The 19,867-nt window shown below is 40.6% G+C and carries 16 protein-coding genes and 1 pseudogene; 9 read left to right on the top strand and 8 right to left on the bottom strand.

The genetic code is table 11. The annotated features are described in order from the left end of the window. Nucleotides 1-60: 60 nt before the first annotated feature. The 5 genes from A6B41_RS00265 to A6B41_RS00245 all read right to left on the bottom strand — a co-directional run bounded on the left by A6B41_RS00265 (nt 61) and on the right by A6B41_RS00245 (nt 6,760). Entirely contained in the window at nt 61-852 is a 792-nt protein-coding gene (locus A6B41_RS00265) for a Slam-dependent surface lipoprotein (RefSeq protein WP_027073953.1), read from the bottom strand. Nucleotides 853-1,015: 163 nt separating this feature from the next. Next, nucleotides 1,016-2,881, bottom strand: coding sequence for an SLC13 family permease (locus A6B41_RS00260; RefSeq protein WP_027073952.1), 1,866 nt, complete (start codon nt 2,879-2,881; stop codon nt 1,016-1,018). A 95-nt stretch (nt 2,882-2,976) separates the two neighbouring features. Next, nucleotides 2,977-3,492, bottom strand: a complete 516-nt coding sequence (locus A6B41_RS00255; RefSeq protein ID WP_027073951.1) for an MltR family transcriptional regulator — start codon at nt 3,490-3,492, stop codon at nt 2,977-2,979. A 13-nt stretch (nt 3,493-3,505) separates the two neighbouring features. Beyond that, nucleotides 3,506-4,645: a mannitol-1-phosphate 5-dehydrogenase gene (locus tag A6B41_RS00250; RefSeq protein ID WP_027073950.1), complete on the bottom strand. Its 1,140-nt coding sequence runs from the start codon at nt 4,643-4,645 to the stop codon at nt 3,506-3,508. Nucleotides 4,646-4,885: 240 nt separating this feature from the next. Next, on the bottom strand, nt 4,886-6,760 hold the full coding sequence (locus A6B41_RS00245) for a PTS mannitol transporter subunit IICBA (RefSeq protein WP_027073949.1): 1,875 nt from the start codon (nt 6,758-6,760) through the stop codon (nt 4,886-4,888). 285 nt (nt 6,761-7,045) lie between these two features. On the opposite strand from A6B41_RS00245, the gene rsfS reads away from it, so the two are divergent. The 9 genes and pseudogenes from rsfS (at nt 7,046) to lipA (ending at nt 15,108) form a co-directional block, all read left to right on the top strand. Then, nucleotides 7,046-7,360, top strand: a complete 315-nt coding sequence (rsfS, locus tag A6B41_RS00240; protein ID WP_027073948.1) for a ribosome silencing factor — start codon at nt 7,046-7,048, stop codon at nt 7,358-7,360. Between the two features lie 153 nt (nt 7,361-7,513). Continuing rightward, nucleotides 7,514-7,981: a 23S rRNA (pseudouridine(1915)-N(3))-methyltransferase RlmH gene (rlmH, locus tag A6B41_RS00235; RefSeq protein ID WP_027073947.1), complete on the top strand. Its 468-nt coding sequence runs from the start codon at nt 7,514-7,516 to the stop codon at nt 7,979-7,981. A gap of 26 nt (nt 7,982-8,007) precedes the next feature. Continuing rightward, nucleotides 8,008-9,956, top strand: a pseudogene (gene mrdA, locus A6B41_RS00230) (penicillin-binding protein 2). Continuing rightward, complete coding sequence (rodA, locus tag A6B41_RS00225) at nt 9,949-11,076, top strand: rod shape-determining protein RodA (protein ID WP_027073945.1); 1,128 nt, start codon at nt 9,949-9,951, stop codon at nt 11,074-11,076. The pseudogene mrdA and the gene rodA overlap by 8 nt, the downstream one beginning before the upstream one ends. A 121-nt stretch (nt 11,077-11,197) precedes the next feature. Further along, nucleotides 11,198-11,779 (top strand): septal ring lytic transglycosylase RlpA family protein, encoded by a 582-nt coding sequence (locus tag A6B41_RS00220; protein ID WP_027073944.1) that lies wholly within the window; start codon nt 11,198-11,200, stop codon nt 11,777-11,779. Nucleotides 11,780-11,802: 23 nt separating this feature from the next. Further along, nucleotides 11,803-12,981, top strand: coding sequence for a serine hydrolase (locus tag A6B41_RS00215; protein ID WP_027073943.1), 1,179 nt, complete (start codon nt 11,803-11,805; stop codon nt 12,979-12,981). 112 nt (nt 12,982-13,093) lie between these two features. Then, nucleotides 13,094-13,390 carry a DUF493 family protein YbeD gene (ybeD, locus tag A6B41_RS00210; RefSeq protein ID WP_027073942.1) on the top strand — a complete coding sequence of 99 codons (297 nt, stop codon included), beginning with the start codon at nt 13,094-13,096 and terminating at the stop codon, nt 13,388-13,390. A 54-nt stretch (nt 13,391-13,444) separates the two neighbouring features. Next, entirely contained in the window at nt 13,445-14,098 is a 654-nt protein-coding gene (lipB, locus tag A6B41_RS00205; protein WP_027073941.1) for a lipoyl(octanoyl) transferase LipB, read from the top strand. A 14-nt stretch (nt 14,099-14,112) separates the two neighbouring features. Further along, nucleotides 14,113-15,108 carry a lipoyl synthase gene (lipA, locus tag A6B41_RS00200; RefSeq protein ID WP_027073940.1) on the top strand — a complete coding sequence of 332 codons (996 nt, stop codon included), beginning with the start codon at nt 14,113-14,115 and terminating at the stop codon, nt 15,106-15,108. 70 nt (nt 15,109-15,178) lie between these two features. Here lipA and A6B41_RS00195 read toward each other — a convergent pair whose 3' ends face one another. The 3 genes from A6B41_RS00195 to A6B41_RS00185 form a co-directional block, all read right to left on the bottom strand. Beyond that, nucleotides 15,179-16,828 (bottom strand): HAL/PAL/TAL family ammonia-lyase, encoded by a 1,650-nt coding sequence (locus A6B41_RS00195; protein WP_050436774.1) that lies wholly within the window; start codon nt 16,826-16,828, stop codon nt 15,179-15,181. 24 nt (nt 16,829-16,852) lie between these two features. Continuing rightward, nucleotides 16,853-18,139 carry an MFS transporter gene (locus A6B41_RS00190; RefSeq protein WP_027073938.1) on the bottom strand — a complete coding sequence of 429 codons (1,287 nt, stop codon included), beginning with the start codon at nt 18,137-18,139 and terminating at the stop codon, nt 16,853-16,855. Nucleotides 18,140-18,216: 77 nt separating this feature from the next. Then, entirely contained in the window at nt 18,217-19,866 is a 1,650-nt protein-coding gene (locus tag A6B41_RS00185; protein WP_050436773.1) for a urocanate hydratase, read from the bottom strand. Between the last annotated feature and the right edge of the window lies 1 nt (nt 19,867).

The following is a 19,867-nucleotide window of genomic DNA, read 5'->3' as shown; positions in this document are numbered from 1 at the left end:
ATATATGAGATATAAAAAAGGCTATTTTTCAATAGCCTTCAAAAAATATCAATAAAAAATTTATTGTTTTTTACCGCCAAATGCACCTGAGAAGTTCGATGAGCTATAAGTTCCACCAATTTCAGCAGCATTTGAGCCATAGAAATGCCCTTCTAGTTCTGCTGATTTACCATTATGGACGGCTTTACCTTCAAATTCATTGCCACTGATTTTAGCGTTTGTTACTGTTACATCAGTTGCGATAGTACCATTTAAAGTTTTATTCGCAAAATCAACGTTTAGGCTATGACCTTGGGAAGTTGAGGTTTTACCGTTTGCAACAAAAACACCATCCACAAGATAAGTTGCGTTGCCGCTGGTTGGAATACTAGCTTTTGGTGTTACATCTCCTTGTGTAAATACGTAGCCATCAATATGACCAAATTTTACAGAAGAATATCTTGCACCACTAACGGTAAAGTCTTTATAAGTTACCCCATTGATTGTTGCATTGCTTAGTTTTGTGAATCCACCCGATACAATGCCATTCCAAGCTACAGGTAATGTTTTACTGTCAACTACTAATTCTGTTTTATATGTTGAGGCTTTTTTAATATCGAACTCTTTACTATCGTTAACGCGGAAAGCTGTTCCCATTTTGTCGCTAGAGCTAGTTGATGTTGTTGGTTTCGTTGTGGTAGGTTTTGTTGTTGGATTGGTGGTTGTCTGCTTCGTCGGAGCTGTAGTGGTTACAGTCGGTTTTGATGGAGTTGCTTGTGAATTAGAATTGTCGCTACTACCGCCAGAACTACCACATGCCGAAATTACGGTGACTGCTAATAATGTAAGGCTGAGTTTTGCTAATTTTTTCATAATACCGTTTCCTTAAAGTAGATTAATGAATAGTAATTAGATAGTAGATAATGACTATATGCAATTAGTATGGATCACCAAACTGATTTTGTAAAATAAATTTTCATTTGGAGTGCGGTCATTTTCAGTAAACTCTTTACTAAAAATGACCGCTTGTAATGGGTTATAGTGGAAATAAAATAGGAATAATAAACACAGAAACCAACATAACCAATACGGTAAAAGGGACACCGATTTTGACGAAATCAATAAACTTATAACCCGCAGGTGCCATGACCATCGTATTAACCGGTGAAGAGACCGGAGTCATAAATGCAGCAGAAGCGGAAACTGCAACAATCATTGCAAATGGAGCAGGAGAGTAGCCAAGCTGTTTAGCTATCGCAAGTGCAATCGGCATGACTAAGATCGCAGTCGCGGTATTTGAAATGAAAGCACTAATGACAGCGGTAAAGACAAAGAGGGTGATTAATACAAAATGGACATCTAAATCTTGCATCACTTCAAGTAGGAATTGTACGATTAAATCAACCCCGCCTGTTTTTTGTAATGCAATTGAAAAAGGCATCATTCCTACAATTAATACAATACTTGGCATATGAATAGATTCATAAGCACTTTTTATATCGACACATCGGAATTTTCCTAATAACAAACAGGCAATTAGTGCTGCCATTACATTTGGCACAATGCCGGTAATCATTAATACCACCATTGTAAAAACAGCAAATAAAGCATGAGGGGCTTGGCTCAATGCCGGTGGGGCTTTTTTGCTTTCTTCCGGTGATCTAAGTAAGAAGAAATCTCGGTTATCGTTATCCATTTTTCGGATTTGTTGCCAAACACCCATCACTAATAAAATATCGCCAAACTTAAGAGGAGTTTCGATAAGTTCGTCTTGAATAATTTCGCCATTGCGTTTTAAGCCTACAATGCTTAAATGGTATTTTGAACGAAATTTCAGTTCGCGAATCGTTTTACCGATGCATTCTGCTTCCGGCATCACGGAAATTTCTGCCATACCGACAGATTTAGCATAGGAGGAAAAATACTCGCCTTTCAATGCAATCGGTTTTAATTTTAAGTGTTCATAGCAGCGTTGATAAGTTTCTGCATCTAATGCAGTATCAAGCAATAAAATATCTTTTGGTTGGAAAACCTCGTTAACAGAGGCATTGATAGTGATAGTTCTAAAATGTTTGTTACGTTGAATAGCAATAATATTTAATCCATATTCAATACGCAGATTGAGTTGCCCGATAGTTTTACCCACACACTCGGAATCCGGTTCAACCAATAACATTTTTGCTCGACCTTGCAGCTGATATTCTTCAATAAGATGCGACATTGAGAAATCTTGGATGCTAGATTGGTTTTCATTTTGTTCTCCGTTATCCAACCATCGACGGGCAATCAGCATATAGCCGATTCCCAGCACTAAAATGATTAGACCTATTGGTGTGAAGCTAAAGAAGTTAAAGCCTTCAAAACCACTTTTTACTAATTCGGAATGGGCTACTAAGTTGGGCGGTGTGGCAATTAACGTCATCATTCCGCTGATTAAGCCGGCAATACTTAGAGGCATCATTAGGCGGCGAGGTGAAATTTCCATACCTGAACAAATGGCTAATACTACCGGAATAAAAATCGCCACAATGCTGGTAGAACTCATAAATGAGCCAAGTCCTGCGATAGAAAGCATTAATAAAATCAATACTTTCGTTTCATTTGCGCCCGATACTCTCATTAACCAATCACTGACTTGATTTGCTACACCTGTTCGCACTAAACCTTCCCCTACAATAAAGAGTAGAGCAATCAGTACTACATTTGGATCGCTAAGCCCGGCAAGCACTTCGTTAACTGATAAAATATCGGTTAGACTGAAAAAGAGCATGACAATTAATGCCACAATATCCATCCGCAATTTGTTTTGGATAAATTGCCAAATAGCAAAAACGAGCAACGTCATTACCCAAAAGAGTGGTTGTTGTAAGAAATCGGGAAGAAAAGAGAGAAGCGATTGCATAGCCATATCCTCAAAAAGACTTTAAGCTAGATTACACCTCTTTGAAGAAAGAAAAAAGCCGAGATAATCAAAAAAATAGTTGAAAGTTCCACCTATTACAGCGGACTTTCAACATTAAGTTGCTCGTCAATTTCAGTAATAGCAAGAATCAAGCTTGAACGGATCATTTTTTCTAAACGCATTTGCTGCATTTGAAATAACATGGAGTCTTTATTACCCTGCGAGGATTTACCTTTTAGCAATTCATTGATGGGGAAAAAATCAATATGATGTAAATCTTTTACAAATTGCACTACAGCAGGGTGCGAAAAAGAGAATTCTTCCTCTTCTTCATATAAATGCTGTTTGACTTCAAGAAAGAGTGAAATGTCTTCAAACACTTTAGGAGAAATCACGCCCAACCCAAGTAATACTTTTAAGCGAACCGACAGTTCAGCTAAAGGACCTTGGTGCTCAAATAAAGAGTCCACCACCGATTTTAAGGCAAAATCAGTTTTGCGAAATACCCGCTCAATTAGCTGTTCGACTTGGCTGGAAAATAGCTGATTCGCAAGCGTGAGGAACCCTCTTAATGTGGGTTCCTCGTTTAGTTTGTCTATATAATCCACAATAGTTTAATAACCACTATTTGTATAAAGCAACAATATGATCGATAACGGTTTGGTCATTTAAGCCGGTGTATTTTTTTACCGCCGCTTCCACACCGTTTTTTGCAAGAAAATCGGCTAATTCGACCGCTTGTGGGTCGTCTTCGTTGCGGTAATTTAACGCCATGACTACGCCTTTAACCAGATTGGCGTGCGGTAAGCCGTATTCGAGCGTACCACGCAGAGGCTTGATTAAGCGGTCGTTTTCGCTCAGTTTGCGGATTGGCTCACGCCCTACACGGTTTACGTCGTCGTTTAAGTACGGGTTGGCGAAACGTTTGAGGATTTTTTCGATATAGGCAGCGTGGGCTTGTGTATCAAAGCCGTAACGTTTAATCAGCACCGCACCGCTCTCTTCCATCGTTGCTTTCACTTGGGCTTTGATCGGCTCAATCGCAATCGCCTCTTTAATCCACTGCACGCCCGCTTGTTTACCGAGGTAAGCACAGATCAAATGCCCTGTGTTGAGGGTAAAGAGTTTACGCTCCACGAACGCCATTAAGTTGTCGGTCAGCTCCATACCTTTGATTTGTGGAATCTCGCCCTTGAACTGGGTTTGATCGACAATCCACTCACTGAACTCTTCTACCGTCACTTCTAATGGATCGGCAGGGTTGGCTTCGGCAGGTGGGACAATTCTGTCCACAGCACTGTCCACAAAACCTACAAATTGTTCGACTTTTTCCTGCTCGCAAGCGGTTAGATTTTCGAAAATTTTTGCTTTAAAGAAACTCGTGCCACGCACCATATTTTCACAAGCGATAATGTTTAACGGTTGAGTGTTGCCGCTTTCCACACGCGCCACTAACGCTTTGGCGAACAGCGGAGCGATAAAGCCCAGCACGTTCGGGCCGACGGCGGTGGTGATTAAATCGGTAGTTTTGACTTGCTCGATCACCGCATTTTCATCTTGGGAGTTAATCGCGGCGATGTTTTTCACGATTTCCACACGGCTGTCATCGCCGACGATTTTCACTCCGTATTGCTTGTTTTGGTTGATTTGGTCGATTTGGGTTTGGTTAATGTCGGCAAAGGTCACGAAAACGCCGGCATCGGCAAGAAGTTTCCCGATAAAGCCACGCCCGATATTGCCGGCACCGAAATGGAGTGCGTTCATAATTTGTTTTCCTTTATTTGATAAATTCAATGCTTTGAGAATGAATTGCGTGAAATAAAAATTCCCCTCTTTAGCAAAGAGGGGTTAGGGGAGATTTGGCACTCGTTATTTGCGAAGTGAGAGATTGAATAAGGTAACAAATTCAAAAGTCATAATACGAAAAATTAATTATTTTCTCCGTTTATTTCTTCTGCCAAATCTCCCCCTGCCCCCTCTTTGCTAAAGAGGGGGTAGCTTGGATTATTTAGATAAAAGAGCCAACACTTTCTCAACATCATTGGTTGATGTCAATGTCTTCATCGCATCTTCATCATCAAGTGAATTGGTTAAGCTACTCAAAATCTGAATGTGGTCGTTGCCTTTGGCCGCGATACCAACAACCAGTTTCGCCACGCCGTCTTCTTCATCGGTAAAGCGAACGCCGTTTGGATATTGGCACACCACGATACCGGTTTTGATCACGCTGTCTTTGGCATCAGATGTACCGTGCGGTACGGCTAAGCCTTCGCCTAAGTAGGTGGAAACCATCTCTTCACGGGCGAACATCGCATCCACATAGCTTGGCTCTACAAAGCCTGCTTTGACTAACTGCTCACCGGCAAAACGGATGGCGTCTGCTTTGTTTTCAGCCTGTAAACCTAAGAACACTTGGGCGGCTTGTAATTTTAAGCCTTCAGCTTGTGCTTTTTCAACAATCGGATTTGCAAAATTTTGGCTATTTTTAACCGCTTGTTGTAGTTGGTTGTTACCTAATTTTGCCACTAAACTGTCATAGAACGCACTGTCTAAGAAGTTAGTTAAAGATAAATGTTGAGCCGAGGCCACACGTTGTTGTGCGCGAGCGGTTAAGTCTTTGTGGGTGATAACCAGCTGTGCATCTTGCGGTAAGTCGTTGATTGCTAAGTTTTGCACTTCAATGTTTAAGCCGGCTGCTTGTACTTTCTTGCGTAACATACTCGCACCCATCGCACTTGAACCCATACCTGCGTCACAGGCTACATAGATTTTGCTTACATTGCCGTTTACTGCTGTAGCCACTACACCTTTGCTTTCCGCTTTCATCGCTTGGGTTTGAGCTTGGGCATCTTCTAATGAGGCTTCACCTTTTTGGGTTTTGAGTAAGATAGACGCAATCGCAAAGGTCACGGCACAAGAGAGAACTACAGAAGCAATCACGGCAAAGTGTGCGCCTGGTGCAGTCATCGCAAGGATGGCGAAGATAGAACCCGGAGAAGCCGGTGCGATTAAGCCACCACCTAATAATGAGTTAGTTAAAACGCCGGTTGCACCCCCTGCGATTACCGCAAGGATCAAACGTGGACTCATCAACACATACGGGAAATAAATTTCGTGAATACCACCTAAGAAGTGAATGATTGACGCACTCCCTGCGGTCTGTTTTGCTGTGCCACGACCGAAGAACATATAAGCCAGTAAGATACCAAAGCCCGGGCCTGGGTTCGCTTCAATTAAGAACAGGATCGATTTACCCACTTCCTGCGCTTGGGCTGTGCCAAGCGGGGTGAATACACCGTGGTTGATCGCGTTGTTTAAGAACAGGATTTTCGCTGGCTCAACGATGATCGAGGTTAATGGCAGAAGACCCGCTTCAACCAACGCACCCACGCCAGCACCTAACGCCGCAGAAATTTGGGTTACGATACCGCCGATAAACGCGAACGATAACATCGCTAAAATCATACCGATGATACCAACCGAGAAGTTGTTCACCAACATCTCAAAACCGCTTTTCACTTTGCCGTCAATTGCTTTATCGAAGGTTTTGATCGCCCAGCCGCCAAGAGGACCCACGATCATCGCACCTAAGAACATCGGGATCTCAGACCCTACGATGATACCCATTGTGGTGATCGCACCGACCACCGCACCACGCTCGCCGCCGACTAATTTACCGCCGCTATAACCGATTAACAGCGGCAGCAAGTAAGTAATCATCGGGCCAACTAGTTTCGCAAAGGTCTCGTTCGGCAACCAACCGGTTGGAATAAATAAAGCGGTGATGAAACCCCACGCAATAAACGCACCGATGTTCGGCATCACCATATTAGACAAGAAACGCCCAAAACCTTGGACTTTCACTTTAACATTAGACATAAAGACCTCGAAAAGGAGAGAAATTAGGGTTGAATAAATTATTGTGTAAATTAGCACCACTTTTAAAAGTTACAAAAATGTTTCTATTAGAAATGTGAAGTAGATCACATAATATTTTTTAAATGATTTTTTGTAAATGTGATCTAGTTCACATTTTTGGGTTTTTTCTCTAATTTTAATTTGATGAAATGTGTAAATTTTTCTCTAAAAATAACCGCTTTCTTTCTTCTCTCCTTTGAATCTATGTTAAAATTCCACGTTTTTATGATATGAGAGAGAATTAACGTGGAACAAAATTTAGTCGAATTTTTAACAAAAACCTTAGATGATTTAAAAGCACAAGATATTTTAGCCATTGATGTAAAAGGCAAATCCAGCATTACTGATACGATGATTGTTGCAACAGGAACGTCCAGCCGTCATGTGGCTTCAACCGCTGATCGTTTAATTACAGAGGCAAAACAAGCCGGATTTGAAGTATTTGGTGACGAAGGTAAGGCGGTGGCAGACTGGATAGTGGTAGATTTTGGGCAAGCAATCGTGCATTTATTGCAATCAGATAGCCGTGATATGTATCAATTAGAAAAACTTTGGGCATAATTTTAATTTAGTAAAAGACAAGCGGTTATTTTTTGTGATTATTTTGCAAAAACACTTGCGTTTAAACATCGGCTTTACTGGTGGTGCGGAGTGCGAGCTTAATAAGTAAATTTTTATAAAAAAGTAACCGCTTGTAGTTGAGTTAAACATAAGATGAAAATTCAATTAATTGCGGTAGGTACTAAAATGCCGGTGTGGGTTACTACTGGTTTTGAGGAGTATCAACGTCGCTTTCCAAAAGATATGCCGTTTGAGTTAATTGAAATTCCGGCAGGAAAACGCGGTAAAAATGCCGATACCAAACGCATTTTAGAGCTGGAAGGTAAAGCAATGTTGGCCGCTGCCGGTAAAGCTAAAGTGGTGACCTTGGATATTCCCGGTAAGCCTTGGACAACCGAGCAATTAGCTTCACAATTAGAGGCATGGAAAAATGATGGGCGTGATGTCGCCTTATTAATTGGTGGACCTGAAGGATTATCGCCTGAATGTAAAGCAACGGCTGAGCAGAGTTGGTCGCTTTCTCCTTTAACTTTACCTCACCCGCTTGTTCGGGTTGTTGTGGCGGAGAGTTTATATCGGGCATGGTCATTAACTATTAATCATCCCTATCACCGAGAATAGTTAGCAGAGAGTATCAGATAAATATTATGTTTGGTAAATTAGGAAAACTCACCTCATCCCATTCGCGAGAGAAGGTGCGGGACGGGCAAGCAGAAAGTAATTTGTTTGCACGTCGTGCCTTAGTTGCGTTTATGGGGGTGCTTGCGTTAACAGGTGTGCTGTTAACCAACCTCTATCATTTGCAAGTGGTGAATTATGAGGATTACCAAACTCGTTCAAACGGTAACCGTATCAAGCTTTTGCCTGTGCCGCCGGCTCGGGGCTTAATTTATGATCGTAACGGTAAGGTGTTGGCGGAGAATTTGACTTATTTTGGTCTGTTTATTGTGCCGGAGAAAACAGAAAATATTGAGCAGACTTTGTTGGAGTTAAAAGAGATTGTCGGTTTAACAGACGAAGATATTGAGAACTACAATAAAGAGAAAAAGCGGACTTCTCGTTATACGCCTATTATGCTTAAAGGTAATCTAAATGAAACTCAGATGGCTCGCTTTGCGGTGAATCAGTTCCGTTTCCCAAGTTTAGATGTGCAGGCTTACTATAAACGTAATTATCCTTATGGGGAGCTTTTAACTCATATTATCGGTTATGTAGCGAAAATTAATGAAAATGATAAGAAAAAGCTGCAAGAAGAGGGTAAGTTCGGTAATTATGCGGGTTCTCATGATATGGGGAAATTGGGTATTGAGAAATTCTATGAAGATCAGCTTCACGGCAAAACAGGTTTTGAGGAAGTTGAAATCAATAACCGCGGTAAAGTGATTCGCAAGTTACGTGACCAAGAAGGGGTTGCCGGTAGTAGTGTTCGTTTAAGTATTGATGTGGAATTACAGCAATATGTGATGTCGTTACTTTCCAATCACAAAGGAGCGGTTGTTGTGCTTGACCCAAGGGATAGCAGCATTTTAGCTATGGTGTCAAGCCCAAGTTATGATAACAATCTATTTGTGGGGGGATTTCAGGTAAGGATTACAAAGCATTATTAGAAGACCCAACCCGTCCACTTTACAGCCGTACTACTCAAGGAACTTATCCACCGGCTTCAACGATCAAGCCGTTTATGGCAGTTGCCGGCTTGGAAGAGGGGATGATTACGCCAAGTACCACGATTTCCGATCCCGGTTATTGGATTTTGCCCGGTACGACTCAGCGTTATCGAGATTGGAAACGTAGCGGACACGGCTTAACCAATGTGAATAAAGCCATTACAGAATCATCAGATACTTTCTTTTATCAATTAGCCTACAAAATGGGGATTGATAAAATGTCGGAATGGATGAAGAAATTTGGTTTTGGGGTCAAAACCGGTATTGATATTTTTGAGGAATCTGCCGGTGTGATGCCTACTCGTGAATGGAAGCAAAAACGTTATAAAAAATCTTGGGTACAGGGAGATACCATTCCTGTTGGCATCGGGCAAGGCTATTGGATTTCAACCCCGTTACAACTAGCCAAAGCAACCGCGGTATTAATTAATAACGGACGGGTAAACACACCTCACCTAATGCTTGAAATACAAGGTAGTAACACGGTAACACCTTATCAAGATCCATTATTATATGAAGATATTAAAGGCGTGCCGGATGCTTATTGGAATCTGGCAAAGCAGGGAATGTATAATGTCAATCATGCCGCCAACGGTACTGCTCGTAAAGTGTTTGCCGGTGCTTTTTATCATTCGGCGGGTAAAACCGGGACAGCACAGGTGTTTAACTTAAACGGCAAAAACTATGATAAAAATGCCATTAAAAAAGAGTTGCATGACCACGCGTGGTTTATTGGTTATGCCCCGTATGAACAACCTCAAGTGGTGGTTGCCTTAATTTTGGAAAATGCCGGCGGTGGTGGTAGTGCCGCGGCACCTGTAGCTCGGCAAATTATGGATTATGCCTTGCGTAAAGGAATTGGTATTCCGCCTAATTTGCAAAATTCTGAACAAAATCGATCGCTTGCAGTAGAGGACAATAATGAGTAGTGGAATTAGGAAATTTTTCTGGAAAATTTTTTCGCTGGATATTCTGTTGTTAGTAGGTTTATTTTCTATTACAGGATATGGCTTGTTGGTCTTATATAGTGCAAGTGGTGCTAATGAGCGGATGTTTACTAACCGCCTTATTCAAGTAGCTCTTGGAATGGGGCTAATGTTTATGATGGCGATGGTTCCTCCTCGTTTCTATCAAAAAGTATCGCCTTATTTATATGTATTTTGTTTAGTATTACTGATTTTGGTGGATTTAGTCGGGGAAACCAGTAAAGGCGCTCAACGCTGGTTAAATTTAGGTTTTGTCCGTTTTCAACCATCAGAAATCGCCAAACTTGCAGTTCCTCTAATGGTAGCTACGTATTTAGGTAAAAGACCGCTTCCTCCAAGCTTTAAAGATACTTTTATTGCTCTTGCCATTATTTTAGTCCCAACCTTGTTGGTTGCTATACAGCCTGATTTAGGTACTTCAATTCTGGTTTGTTCTGCCGGTATTTTTGTTTTGTTTTTAGCCGGTCTTAGCTGGAAATTAATTGGGGCAGGTGCGGTATTTTTGGCAGGATTTATCCCAATTATGTGGTTTTTCCTGATGCATGATTACCAAAAAACGAGGGTGATGACTTTAATTGACCCGAATAAAGATCCGCTTGGGGCGGGCTATCATATTATTCAATCGAAAATTGCAATTGGTTCGGGGGGAATTAACGGTAAAGGCTGGATGGAGGGGACTCAATCCCAATTAGAGTTTCTACCTGAGCCACATACAGATTTTATTTTTGCCGTGTTAAGCGAAGAACATGGTATGATAGGTATCTTGATTTTATTGGCAATCTATTTATTTATCATTGCCAGAGGATTGGTTATCGGAACAAAAGCAGATTCTGCCTTTGGACGGATATTATCCGGCGGGACAGCTCTCCTGTTTTTTGTTTATGTTTTTGTAAATATTGGCATGGTGAGTGGTATTTTACCTGTAGTAGGTGTACCATTACCGCTTTTCAGTTATGGTGGTACTTCTTATGTAACACTGATGGCGGCATTTGGATTAATGATGTCTACCTATGTTCATCGTAAACGTGTGGGTAGTAATAATCCCTATGACAAGCTGAAATAATATTTAGGTGCATTGATTGAAGCAATGCACTTTTGAACTTTTTGCTTTTTTGCGGTATCAAAAAGCAGTGAAACTATCATCGTTACAAACAATAACGACATCCACATAGAGGAAAACTTATATGAGGTTAGGTAAAATTGTAACCCTGTTATTAGCTGGATTTCTGACTTTTGGTTCATTAAATTCTTTGGCTTCAACAAAGAGTACAAAAGCTAAGTCAAGTATCTCAACAAAGAAGCAGGTAGCTTCTAAAGTAACTAAAAAAGTAGTTAAAACGTCTAAAAAAGTAATTTATAACGTTGCTAAAAAGAGATCGACGATTAAGAAAAAGTCGGTAAAAACACTACAAGAAAATTCTACTCGCAAACATTTCCAAACCGGTGTTGCGAGTTATTATGCTAATAAATTTAACGGGCGTCTAACTGCAAATGGTGAAATTTTTAGTAATACGAAGATGACGGCAGCCCATAAAACTTTACCCTTTGGCACGTTAATTGAAGTCACTAATTTACGAAACGGGCGTTCTGTTATCGTGAGGGTAAATGACCGAGGGCCATATAGCCATGCTCGCGTAGTGGATTTATCATCTGCTGCAGCGAAGAAAATTGGTATGCATAATTCAGGTACGGCAAAGGTCAGAATTGCCATTTTGAATAGGAATATAAAATCAAGCTCAGATAATGAGCTTTATGCTTTGAAGTAACTAAGAGGAATCAGAAATAGTTTATGAAAAAAACATTAGTGAAAGCAATGAGTTTTATGAGTATCGCAGCATCAAGCCTAGCTTATGCTGATTTAAATGCGAATTTTAATTTACAAGCTCCGCAATTAAATGCTCAGACTTATATTTTAATGGATTATAACTCCGGTGAAGTGTTGGCTAGTTTGAACGCCGATCAACGCCAGTATCCGGCATCATTAACTAAAATGATGACCAGCTATGTAGTAGGTGAGGCGTTAAAAGAAGGGCGTGTTAAAAACAGCGATATGGTTACCGTTACCGAGAATTCTTGGGCACAGAAATTCCCGGGGTCTTCATTAATGTTTTTGGATTTAAACACCAAAGTGTCTGTTGCTGATTTGATGAAAGGCTTAATTATCGTATCAGGAAATGACGCATCAGTTGCACTTGCAGAACACGTATCAGGCTCCCAAGTGGCATTTATTAATGAAATGAATAAATACGCACAACAGTTTGGTCTGAAAAATACCCATTTTACGACTGTTCATGGTTTAGATGATCCGGAGCAATATTCCTCAGCTCGCGATATGGCGATTATCGGTTCACACATTATTCGTGATCAGCCGGAAGAATATAAAATTTACGCGGAAAAAGAGTTTCATTACAACATTAAAAAACCGCAACCTAACCGAAACGGTTTGTTATGGGATAAAACGCTTAACGTAGATGGCATGAAGACCGGGCACACAGATAAAGCAGGTTATAACTTGGTGGCATCTGCAACCAATAGTAATACTCGTTTGATTTCTGTAGTAATGGGGGTACCGACTTATAAAGGACGTGAAGTAGAAAGTAAAAAGCTGCTTCAATGGGGTTTTGCTAACTTTGAAACGGTAAAATCTATTCAGGCGTCTCAAGCGGTTGCGGAGCAGGCTGTTTATTATGGTGAAGCAAATAAAGTACAATTAGGTTCTATCCAAGATAGCTTTGTTACTGTACCAAAAGGCAGATCAACAGATTTGAAAGCCCGTTATGAACTTGAGAAGAAAAATCTGGAAGCTCCTTTAGTCAAAGGACAGGTTGTGGGCAAAATGATTTACCAATTAGATGGTAAAGATGTTGCGAGTACCAACTTACAAGTATTACAAGATGTACCGGAAGCCGGTATTTTCGGTAAGGCTTGGGACTGGATTGCTTTGACGGTTAAGAGCTTATTTGATTAATCTTGTAATTAAAAATTTCATCCCCATTTAGTGTGAAACAAGATCAAGCGGTGTGATTTTGCAAAAAATTTGCAAAATTTCACCGCTTACCGTTTAAAAATAAGGATAAAAAATGCAATCAAAAGCTATTAATTTACAAGATTTACCACAAGCCAAATTAAAAGATTTATTAGAATTTCCGTGCAGCTTTACTTTCAAAGTAGTAGGTGCGAATCGTGAAAATTTAGTGGATGATGTGGTAGCTGTTACTCAGCTTTACGCCAAAGGTGACTACAATCCCCGTCAACAACAAAGCTCAAAAGGCACTTATAATTCTGTGTCGATTGACATCTTGGCAGAAAATATTGAGCAAGTGGAAACACTCTATACCGAATTAGCCAAAATTGCCGGCGTAAGAATGGTATTATAATTTCGAACACAAGCTGCCCCTTTAGGGGCAACTTTATTTTAACAGGTGTGGAATATGAAATTGATTATTCGTCAACTCGGCATTCAGCCCTATGAAGAAATTTGGCATAAAATGCAATCTTTCACCGATAGTCGTGATGAAAATAGCGATGATGAGATCTGGCTGGTGCAGCATCCTTCTGTCTTTACTCAAGGCTCGGCAGGCAAGCCGGAGCATCTGCTCAATCCGAGCAATATCCCAGTGGTGCAAAGCGACCGAGGTGGGCAAATTACCTATCATGGGCCAGGACAGCAAATCATGTATGTGCTGTTGGATATTAAACGCTTAAAAGCTAACGGTAAAGAGATGTCGGTGCGTGAATTGGTGACGGCATTGGAACAATCTGTGGTGAAAACTTTAGCTGATTACGGTGTTGAAGGATATCCTAAAGCGGATGCTCCCGGAGTTTATGTGGATGAACAAAAAATTTGCTCGCTTGGTTTACGTATTCGCAAAGGGCGTTCTTTTCACGGTTTAGCCTTGAATATCAATATGGATTTAACGCCTTTCAGAAATATTAACCCCTGCGGTTACGCGGGGCTGGAAATGTGTCAGCTCAGTGAATTAATTGCTCGAAATGATTTAACTTGTGATGAAGTATCGCCAAAATTAGTGAATCATTTTATCTCAATTTTAGGCTATAATACCTCCCAAATTATTAACAATTAGGATACAAAATTTTAATGACTACGGTTACAGCTCAGTCCAATCCGAATAAAATGGCTCCTTTTAAAATGGAAAAGGGAGTGAAATATCGTGATGCGGCTAAGACCTCAATTATTCAAGTAAGAAATATCGATCCAGACCAAGAATTACTGAAAAAACCGGACTGGATGAAAATTAAATTACCGGCAAATTCGGCGAAAATTGACAGTATCAAAAATGGTATGCGTCGCCATGGTTTGCATTCTGTGTGTGAAGAAGCCTCTTGCCCGAACTTGCATGAATGTTTCAACCACGGCACGGCGACTTTTATGATTATGGGAGCAATCTGCACCCGCCGTTGTCCGTTCTGTGATGTAGCACACGGCAAACCGCTTCCACTCGACCCGGACGAGCCACGTAAAGTGGCAGAAACCGTGCAGGATATGAAATTAAAGTATGTAGTAATTACCTCGGTGGATCGTGATGACTTGCCTGATCGTGGTGCTGCACACTTTTCAGCAACGGTGCGTGAAATTAAAGCGTTAAACCCAAACTGTAAAGTAGAGATTTTGGTGCCGGATTTCCGTGGACGTGTTGAACAAGCGGTCGCAATTCTGAAAGAAAATCCACCGGATGTATTCAATCACAACTTAGAAAATGTGCCACGCTTATACCGCGAAGTTCGCCCGGGAGCGGATTATAAATGGTCGTTAGAGTTACTTAAAATCTTCAAGCGAGAGTTTCCGAATATTCCGACTAAATCCGGTTTAATGGTCGGGCTTGGCGAAACTAATGAAGAAATTTTAGAAGTGATGCAAGACTTGCGTGACCATGGTGTGACGATGCTAACCATCGGTCAATATTTACAGCCAAGCCGCCATCACCTAAAAGTGGAACGCTATGTACCACCGGCAGAGTTTGATATGTTCCGAGCTGAGGCAGAAAAAATGGGCTTCGAACATGCGGCTTGTGGTCCATTCGTCCGATCTTCCTACCACGCGGATTTACAAGCGAAGGGTGAGTTGGTGAAATGATTCAATAAGAATGAATATTTGATTCCAGAATGCGGATAACTATATAGTTATCCGCGTTTTTTATTAATACCTATTTCTTATAATTTTTCCAAAACTCAATTCCTTCTATAATGATTGGTGTGTAAGGTTTGTCTTGTTCTATAAAAGGGACAACTTTACGGTATTCTTGCCAAATAGCTTTTGTACTATCACCAGCTGTAAAATTACTACGTAAATCTAAAGCTTGTGTTCCATGCAGAAGTTGGAATGAGGCAATTTCATATAATCCGTTTACAATTTGGCGATTATTGGCAAGTGCAATGCTAGACATTGTAATAGTATCTTCTATATTTCCGGCTAATGTACTTGAGCTGAATGAAGCCGGTTGAGCAAGCTGTTTAATTCTGATATTCGTTTCTGCAAATGGTTTTTGAATAGCGCCGAATGCATGCCCTTCATTTTGTGGTGCAGATAAAAAGCGACTTAACTTAGTAAATTCCGGATTTTCGAATCGAATAATTTGCTGTGTCATCACTTCTGCTAATTTTACTAATGATTGGTTTAAATATTCTACCTTGTTTGTGATAGGTAAGAAGTTAAAGTTTGATGTAGGGTAAATTGCACCTAATTCACCTTCTTTAATTTCATAGCGTTTGAGTTGTGTCTGGTCTGCTGATATCACAGGAGATTTAGTCAATACTAAAGGATTATCATCGGTTGAATTGATCTGAATTTCTACCGCTTGTTTGAGTGCGTCAATATTTTCCGAAATGGCACCTAGTGTATATGCCATAGAACGGAATGAGAGAGGATCTTGCAATGAGCGAGTATCCGATGGTTTCCACAAATCGCTTCCGTTAAGTGTTTTGCGTATTTTTTCGGCGACTTTCCTCATTCCTGCATAAGGACGGGCATTAACAGCTATTTCGCTAAATGGTGCCACATTACCATTGAATCCTTCTAATACCAATCCGAATAATGTAATTTGTTTATCTAAGAAACGTTGGTTATCTAATGTGAGAAGTACGGCTTCGCCTGCCATTAAGCTATTAGTACTTAAGATAGATAAAAAATCTTTACCGACAGGGTCAAGTGGTTGAATACCTAATCTTTCCATTACTGTTTTAGCCGCTTGGCGTTTACCTTGATAAAATACATCCCATTCGCCTATCATAGCTAAACCAATATGTGAGGCTAGGGTAATATCTGATTCTCCTACAGTTCCTCGACTTGGTACAACAGGTGTAATCCCATGGTTGAGGAACTCAAGATATTTTTCGGCTACTTCTCGTTGTACACCGGTTTCTCCATTTAGCATCGTATTTAAGCGAATCAACATACCTGCTCGTACAGTTTCAATAGGCAGTGGATCACCTAGGCCGGCTGAATGAGCTCTTAATGAGGATTTATTAAACTTTTTTGATACTGCTAATAATTCATCTGATACCACCTTAGTACCGTTTTTTTCTATGAAGATAGGTTTATCTTTATTCCAGCCAACACCCACGGTTAAACCATAAACGGGTACATTATTCAGAGCAGCTTCTAGAATGACATTATGACCCTGCTCAATATTTTTCCAAGCTTGATCATTGATATTAACTGTCTCGTTTTTACGGGCAACTTGTTCAACCTGTTCAAGTGTAAGATTGAGGTCAGGTGTAAGTTGTAATGCGAAGCTGCTTACATTAGTAAAAGATAAGGCTAGTAATATCGAGAAGTTTATAAGTTTTTTTTGCATGTTAGTTCTCCAATTTCTATGTTTTTAATAAATAGTAGTCGGGCTTAATTTTCTCATCCAGACTAATCCTATTAATGCGATTACACCCGTTATAGCCAAGTAAAAAGATAGAGCAAATTTATTGAGATTTGTTGCCCATGCCATTAAAGCCGGTGTAAAGCCTGCAAAGAAAATAGCGGCAATGTTATATGTTATTGACATACCTGTTGAGCGTATTCTTACAGGAAAGAAATTTGCCAAAACAGAAGGTGCAACACCCGCAAAAATAGAAACCATGATGCAGAACAGACTTTGTGCAATGATTAGATTATTCACTGTAGGGTTTGCATGTAGCCAAGCCAGAATAGGATAGCTGCCTACCATTAGAACAATAATTGCAAAAATTAAGATCTTATAAGGGCCAACTTTATCTGCTAAACGCCCGGACAATAGACATCCAATAACCATAAAGATATTGCCCAGTAATGCACCTAAGAAACTATCACTGCGTTGGAAACCTAATCCTACGTTAGGTGAAGCATAATAGGTTGGCATATAAATGATTAACGTATACACGCAGACAGTCCAAAGGATAGAGAATAAGATTCCCGCAATCAGATGAGATGGATATTTACTTACAATATCTAATAAAGGCGTTTTTTCGGTTTTTTGTTGTTGTAAGGTTGTGAATTCCTCTGTTTCATGTAATGTTTTGCGAATATAGAATCCTACAGGTACAATGAGCAAACCGAAAATAAAGGGTAAACGCCATGCCCATTGGTTAATTTCTTGCGGAGAAAAAAGGGAACTGACACTCCAGCCTGCAAGTGCGGCAAGGATATTGGATATACCCATACTTGCTTGTAACCATGCGGCATAGGTTGCTTTTTTATGAGTCGGTGCTGATTCTACGAGAAATGCCGTTGCTCCTCCAATTTCCCCACCGGCTGAAAAGCCTTGTAATAAGCGCCCAACTAATAAAAGTATTGGGGCCCCAGCACCAATCACCCAAACTGGAGGCGCGATAGCAATAATAAAGGTACCCAATGCCATTAATCCGATGGTTAAAGTAAGTGCTGCCTTACGGCCAACTTTATCGCCATAGGCTCCGAGAAATATTGCACCTAATGGCCGAGCAATAAATCCTACACCAAATACCAGAAAGGTTTTCACTAAGGCGGAGGTTTCGTTTCCATCTTCAAAAAAACTATGTCCGATATAGGCTGCAAAGAAAGCGAAAATACTAAAGTCATACCATTCCAAAGCATTACCTATAGAGGTTGCAGCTACTGCTTTTCCGGAACTGTTTTTAGTTTGAGTGTTGTGTTGCATATATATTTTTCCTTTAATTTCTTATGAATTTACAAGCGGTCTTTTTTATGTATTTTTTTGCTAAATAAAGATTAGGGTTAACTTAACTGAATATAATTTAGACCTTTTTGTATCGCTTCATCCAGTGCTTCCGGATAACCGGCATCGGCATAACGCATAATGCCAAGGCTGGTATCATTGGTCATGGAAAGCCGTAAACGTTCAGCAGCTTCTGGTGAGCCATCTGCAATGACAGTGACTCCGGCTGAGGTCATATAACCGCTATACCCACCTCCGCCTGAGTGAATTGCGACCAAATCAGCTTGTGAGGCACAATTCACCATGGCATTGATAAGCGGCCAGTCTGCAATGGCATCAGAGCCATCAATGAGGTTTTCGGTCATAATGTTGGGGTGAGCCATTGCTCCGGCATCTAAGTGGTCTCTGGTAAAGGCAATGGGGGCAGAAAGCTTACCTTCAGCAACCATTTGGTTGACGGCAAGAGCTAAGTCAGTACGTTCTTGGTGGCCTAACCAAGCAATACGAGCAGGTAATCCTTCAAAGGGAACGTATTGACGAGCAAGATTTATCCAATTTGTGATAATTTTGTTTTGTGAAAAATGTTCCAGTACATAATTATCTATCGTAGCAATATCTTGAGGGGTATTTGAGAGAGCAATCCAGCGAAAAGGGCCTATTGCACGGCTAAATAATGGGCGTAAAAAGGCTTCGGTAAAAATAGGAATATCGAAGGCATTTTCAATACCTGCATTTTTGGCGTGTGTGCGAATTAAATTTCCATTATCGAATACAATAGAACCCGCTTTTTGGAAATCAAGCATAGCTTTTAGGTGGCGTTTAATTGCACTTAAGTTTGCATTAATTAATGTTTGATGATCTGTTTCTCGTAATTTTCTGACAGTTTCTAAATCAAATTCCGGTGGCAGATAGCCATAGACTAAATCATGAGCCGAAGTTTGGTCTGTGACAATATCTGGTATTAGGCCTCGTGCGTAAATTTGAGGGTAAATCTTAGCGGCATTACCTAATAAACCAACCGATATAGCTTCTTTTTTGTCTGTGGCTGCTTTGATCCAAGTTAATGCTTCATCCAGATTATCCGTATGTTTTTTGAGATAGCCAATCCGTAAACGTTTTTTAATACTTTCGGGATTTGCATCAACAACGAGAATTGCGGCTCCTGCCATGTAACCGGCTAATGGTTGAGCTCCTCCCATGCCTCCAAGACCTGCAGAAAGAATAAAGCGACCGGCTAGATTACCTTTAAAGTAACGTTCTGCGATACGACTAAATATTTCATAAGTGCCTTGGATGACCCCTTGAGATCCGATATATTGCCAATCCCCTGCGGTAAGACCTCCCCAACATATTAAGCCTCGGCGTTCTAATTCATAGAAAATGTCAGCTTTAGCCCACTGACCTACGATATTGCAATTTGCCATAATTACAATAGGAGCTTTAGCATGCGTTTTTAGTAAGCCAATAGGTTTACCTGATTGTACGATGAGTGTGTAATCTTCAGTCATTGTTTTCAATGATGTGACAATCGACTCATAACTGGCTTGATTACGTGCTGCTTTACCAAGAGCGGCGTAAACAATTAATTTTTCGGGAGCCTCCCCTACAATTAATACATTCTCCAGCAAACGCAGTAATGCCTCTGTACGCCAATTTTTGCAACGAAGTCCATTTTTCCAGTTTGCTGTGGTTGGAATTTGAAAAGCCATT

The sequence above is a fragment of the Mannheimia granulomatis genome (assembly GCF_013377255.1).
GTDB lineage: Bacteria > Pseudomonadota > Gammaproteobacteria > Enterobacterales > Pasteurellaceae > Mannheimia > Mannheimia granulomatis.
This window is presented reverse-complemented; position numbering and strand designations above follow the sequence as displayed.

Bases quoted from the DNA above. Each gene is read 5' to 3' on its own strand.
- A6B41_RS00265 (WP_027073953.1), bottom strand. From the start codon at position 852: ATGAAAAAATTAGCAAAACTCAGCCTTACATTATTAGCAGTCACCGTA.
- A6B41_RS00260 (WP_027073952.1), bottom strand. From the start codon at position 2,881: ATGCAATCGCTTCTCTCTTTTCTTCCCGATTTCTTACAACAACCACTC.
- A6B41_RS00250 (WP_027073950.1), bottom strand. From the start codon at position 4,645: ATGAACGCACTCCATTTCGGTGCCGGCAATATCGGGCGTGGCTTTATC.
- A6B41_RS00245 (WP_027073949.1), bottom strand. From the start codon at position 6,760: ATGTCTAATGTTAAAGTGAAAGTCCAAGGTTTTGGGCGTTTCTTGTCT.
- rlmH (WP_027073947.1), top strand. From the start codon at position 7,514: ATGAAAATTCAATTAATTGCGGTAGGTACTAAAATGCCGGTGTGGGTT.
- rodA (WP_027073945.1), top strand. From the start codon at position 9,949: ATGAGTAGTGGAATTAGGAAATTTTTCTGGAAAATTTTTTCGCTGGAT.
- A6B41_RS00220 (WP_027073944.1), top strand. From the start codon at position 11,198: ATGAGGTTAGGTAAAATTGTAACCCTGTTATTAGCTGGATTTCTGACT.
- A6B41_RS00215 (WP_027073943.1), top strand. From the start codon at position 11,803: ATGAAAAAAACATTAGTGAAAGCAATGAGTTTTATGAGTATCGCAGCA.
- ybeD (WP_027073942.1), top strand. From the start codon at position 13,094: ATGCAATCAAAAGCTATTAATTTACAAGATTTACCACAAGCCAAATTA.
- lipB (WP_027073941.1), top strand. From the start codon at position 13,445: ATGAAATTGATTATTCGTCAACTCGGCATTCAGCCCTATGAAGAAATT.
- lipA (WP_027073940.1), top strand. From the start codon at position 14,113: ATGACTACGGTTACAGCTCAGTCCAATCCGAATAAAATGGCTCCTTTT.
- A6B41_RS00195 (WP_050436774.1), bottom strand. From the start codon at position 16,828: ATGCAAAAAAAACTTATAAACTTCTCGATATTACTAGCCTTATCTTTT.
- A6B41_RS00190 (WP_027073938.1), bottom strand. From the start codon at position 18,139: ATGCAACACAACACTCAAACTAAAAACAGTTCCGGAAAAGCAGTAGCT.
- A6B41_RS00185 (WP_050436773.1), bottom strand. From the start codon at position 19,866: ATGGCTTTTCAAATTCCAACCACAGCAAACTGGAAAAATGGACTTCGT.